Genomic DNA, 3,891 nt, shown 5'->3' on the forward strand with positions numbered 1-3,891 from the left:
TGCCGGTAATCCCCTTCGTCGGACAGTTGCGCGGGATGCTCCCGCCGCCGCTCGCAAGTGATCTGCACAAGGGTGCGACCACGCAGGACGTGCTCGACACCGCCCTCGTCCTCCAGATCCGCGACGCGCTCAAAGTGCTGACGCCCGATCTCAAGGCGCTCATCGAGGCGCAGTATCTGCGCGCGCAGGAACATGCGCACAGCCTTTGCGCCGGGCGGACTTACGGCCAGCACGCGGCGCCGGTGACCTTCGGCTTCAAGCTGGCGATCTGGCTGACCGGCATCTGCGATTCGCTTAACGCGCTCGACGATGCCCGCCCGCAGGCGCTGAGGCTGTCGCTGGCCGGCCCGGTCGGCACGCTGGCGGGGATGGGGGAGCCCGATCAGGCATTTGCGATTCGCGCGCGGATGGCGGAAATCCTCGGCCTCGCCGATTCGCCGCTGCCCTGGCATGCGCGCCGGGGCGGGCTTGCGCGGCTCGCCGATGGGCTGCGGCAGCTTCTCGCCGCGCTGGCGCGCATGGCGGGCGATATCGCGCATCTCGCTTCGACGGAACTCGGCGAGATCGCCGAGCCGCATCAGCCCGGACGCGGTGGCTCATCCGCCATGCCGCATAAGCGCAACCCTATCTCCTGCACGGTGATCCTCGCCGCGCATGCACAGGCGCGCGGCCTTGCCGCCTCCCTCGACGAGGCGCCGATCGGCGGTCACGAGCGCCCGGCGGGCGCCTGGCACGGGGAGTGGCACGTGCTGCCCGCGCTCCTCGGTCTCGCCTCCGGGGCCCTGCGCGAGGCGCGGGTGCTCGCGCAGGGGATGCAGATCGACGTCACGCGCATGCGCGCCAATCTGGACGCGACACGCGGCCTGCTCTTCGCTGACGCGGCAAGCACGCTGCTGGCGCGCGACATGGGCATGGCGGAGGCCAAGGCGGCGGTGACCCGCGCCGCAGATCGCGTGCGCGCCGAACGGATCGATCTGATTGACGCGCTGAGCGCCGAGACGGGCCGCGACAAGGCCGCCCTCGCCCCCGCCTTCTCCCCCGAGCCGGCCATCGCGGCGGCTGCGGCGCATATCCCGTTGCTGGAAGAGCCGGTGGCGCGGGCGCAGGCGCAGATCGACCGGCTCGGCTGAGCCCGCCTGTCTGTCCCGCGCACCTCCCGCGCCCCGTGCGCGAAACCCGCAAGGGCGTGCGCGGATCGGCCCCTTCGCAGGTGGGGCGCGATCGCTTATTCACGAAGCCATTCGTTTCACGCTCTGCCGAAGCCCGGAAGGTCTCCCATGTCCATCGATCCCAAATCCGCCGTCAACGCTTTCGATGACGAGGCCCGCATCGCCCGCATGGTGGAGCGGCTCAGCGAATGGGTGCGGGTCGAGAGCCCGACGCGTAATGCCAATGCCGTCAATGCGATGATGGACGTGCTGGTCGCCGGGATCGACGAGAATATCGCCTCGGTCGAACGCGTGCCGGGGCGCGACGGGCTCGGCGACAGCGTCATCCTGCGCGCGGGGCCGCAGACCAACGAGAAGCCGATTCTCGTGCTATCGCATCTCGACACAGTGCATCCGATCGGCACGGCGGAGAAGGACAATCCCGTGCGCCGCGAGGGCGACCGGCTCTACGGGCCAGGTATCTACGACATGAAGGGCGGCGCCTATCTCGCGCTCGAGGCCTTCATGGAAGTGGCGCGGCGCGGCACGGCGAAGCGTCCGCTGACCTTCCTCTTCACACCCGACGAGGAGATCGGCTCGCTCACAACGCGCGGGCTGATCGAGGAGCTCGGTCGCCATGCCGAGGCGGTGCTCGTCACCGAGCCGGCCCGCGAAGGCGGCAAGATCGTCACCTCCCGCAAGGGTGTCGGCCGTTTCGACGTGCATATCGAGGGCCGTCCTGCGCATTCCGGCTCGAAACACGCAGAGGGCCGCAACGCCATCCACGAGGCCGCGCGCCAGATCTCCGTGATCGAGGCGATGACCGATTACGAGCGCGGCGTCACCACCACGGTGGGGCTGATCAATGGCGGCACGGCCATGAACACCGTGCCGCAGCATTGCCGCTTCTCCATCGATCTGCGCGTCGCCACCGTGGCTGATGGCGAGGAATTCGCCGAGAAGATCATGGGGCTCGTGCCGCTCGCCCCCGATTTCAAGGTCACCGTTACCGGCGGCATGAATCGTCCGCCCTTCGAGCGCACGCAGGAGGTCGCGCAGATCTTCGCGCTCGCGCAGGAGATCGGCAACGAGATCGGCCTTGATGTCCAGGAATGCCCGCGCACCGGCGGCGGCTCGGACGGCAATTTCACCGCGATCTTCGGCGTCCCCACCCTCGACGGCCTCGGCATCGATGGCGACGGCGCCCACACGCTTCAGGAATACGCCCTGATCTCCTCGATCGCCCCGCGCGCCAAGCTGATCGCCTCCTTCCTCGAGCGGATCGGCTGACACAGCGGCACGGATGCGCATCGGCACGCACTGCCGCGCATTCTCGCGCGGTGGCGCGGCCCCGGGCGCGACAAGCCATCCGCTCGCGATTGATCCAGATCAGCGCCAAGGCGGCGACGACATGCGATGAAAACACGGCACTGGAGCGCGTTCCGATCTGACGACGTCAGGCCGTGCGCTGCCAGTCGTTGGAAGGCGCTTCATTTTCCGTCAGCCGGTATCCAGCTGAGGGAATGATGCTCTCGCCCGGATTGCGGAGTCTGTTCGATGCCAGCCGGACCACGTTCCCCTTCATCGACGGATATACCGAGCTCGGCTCTGATCCCCTTCATCTTCGTGACTTTCCTGATCACCTGGGGGCTGACGGGGATTTACGTCCTTGCACCCGACATGGCCGCCGGTGCCTTCGGTGAGATCAGCGGCTCACACCCGTTCTTCTTTCTCGCGACATGGGCGCCGGCTGTTGCGGGCTTCCTGATCATCGCCCTCCATGCGGGCCAATCCGGCATACGTGCCTTTCTCGCGCGGCTGCTGATATGGCGCGGATCGTGGAGTTGGGCGGCATTCATGCTGATCCTCATTCCGCTCGTCTTCATGGCGGGCTCGCTGATCAAGGGCGGCCCGTTGCTCGCGCGCCTGCCGCCCGAGGGTGCGAGGGTGGTCGTGGCGGTGATGATCATGATGCTGTTTCTCGGGCCGGTGGAGGAATTCGGCTGGCGCGGCGTCATGCAACCTCTGCTGCAACGCCAAGTGGCGCCGTTCTGGGCGGGCGTCGTCATCGGTGCGACATGGGGTTTGTGGCATCTGCCAGCCTTCTTCCTCGCCGGCGTGGTCTTCACCGACTGGAACTTCCTGCCATTCTTCGTCGGCAACGTCACGCTTGCGGTTCTGATCACGCCGATCTTCAACCACACGCGGGGCAGCCTCTTCTGGCCGGTCCTGTTCCACTGGCAGCTGATCAACCCTTTCTGGCCCGATGCACAACCCTGGGACACCTGGATCCTGGTCGGCGTGGCGGTGATCGTGGTCTGGTGGAACCGCAAGACCATGTTCAGCCGCGATGGCGCGGTGACTGCGGTGATCCCGGAGACACGCGCAACCGAACCGCGAGCGACAGGATAGCGCCATGCCTCAACCCTTTCGCCCCGGCCCCCTCCTGGCCACGGCTTGCCTCATGGCCGCCGCTCTCATGATCCCGATCGCAGCCGGCCTCACGGCGTCAGCCTGGGCACAGGAGGACCGGCTCGCGGCAGTGCTGGACGATTTCCACACACGTTATGGCTTTCCGGGGGCCACGGCGGCGATATCCCTGCCGGACGGTACAATGGTGACGGCGGCCACCGGTCTTGCCGATGTCGAGAATGGGCGCGCCATGACGCCGCAGACGCCGATGCTGGCGGCGAGCATCGGCAAGAGCTTCGTGGCCGCCACGGTGCTGGCGCTGGAAAGCGAG

4 protein-coding genes are annotated in these 3,891 nt (G+C 67.6%); all 4 read left to right on the forward strand.

Going from position 1 to position 3,891, the window contains the following annotated elements:
• A partial coding sequence (locus VKP01_RS13040; RefSeq protein WP_324412961.1) for a lyase family protein occupies positions 1-1,130 on the forward strand: 1,130 nt, incomplete at its 5' end.
• Positions 1,131-1,277: 147 nt separating this feature from the next.
• On the forward strand, positions 1,278-2,438 hold the full coding sequence (locus tag VKP01_RS13045; protein ID WP_324412963.1) for a M20 family metallopeptidase: 1,161 nt from the start codon (positions 1,278-1,280) through the stop codon (positions 2,436-2,438).
• 267 nt (positions 2,439-2,705) lie between these two features.
• Positions 2,706-3,560: a CPBP family intramembrane glutamic endopeptidase gene (locus tag VKP01_RS13050; RefSeq protein ID WP_324412965.1), complete on the forward strand. Its 855-nt coding sequence runs from the start codon at positions 2,706-2,708 to the stop codon at positions 3,558-3,560.
• A 52-nt stretch (positions 3,561-3,612) separates the two neighbouring features.
• Positions 3,613-3,891: serine hydrolase domain-containing protein (locus VKP01_RS13055; protein ID WP_324412967.1), on the forward strand; the 279-nt coding region annotated here is incomplete at its 3' end.

The organism is Saliniramus sp., from assembly GCF_035311605.1.
Classification (GTDB): domain Bacteria; phylum Pseudomonadota; class Alphaproteobacteria; order Rhizobiales; family Beijerinckiaceae; genus Saliniramus.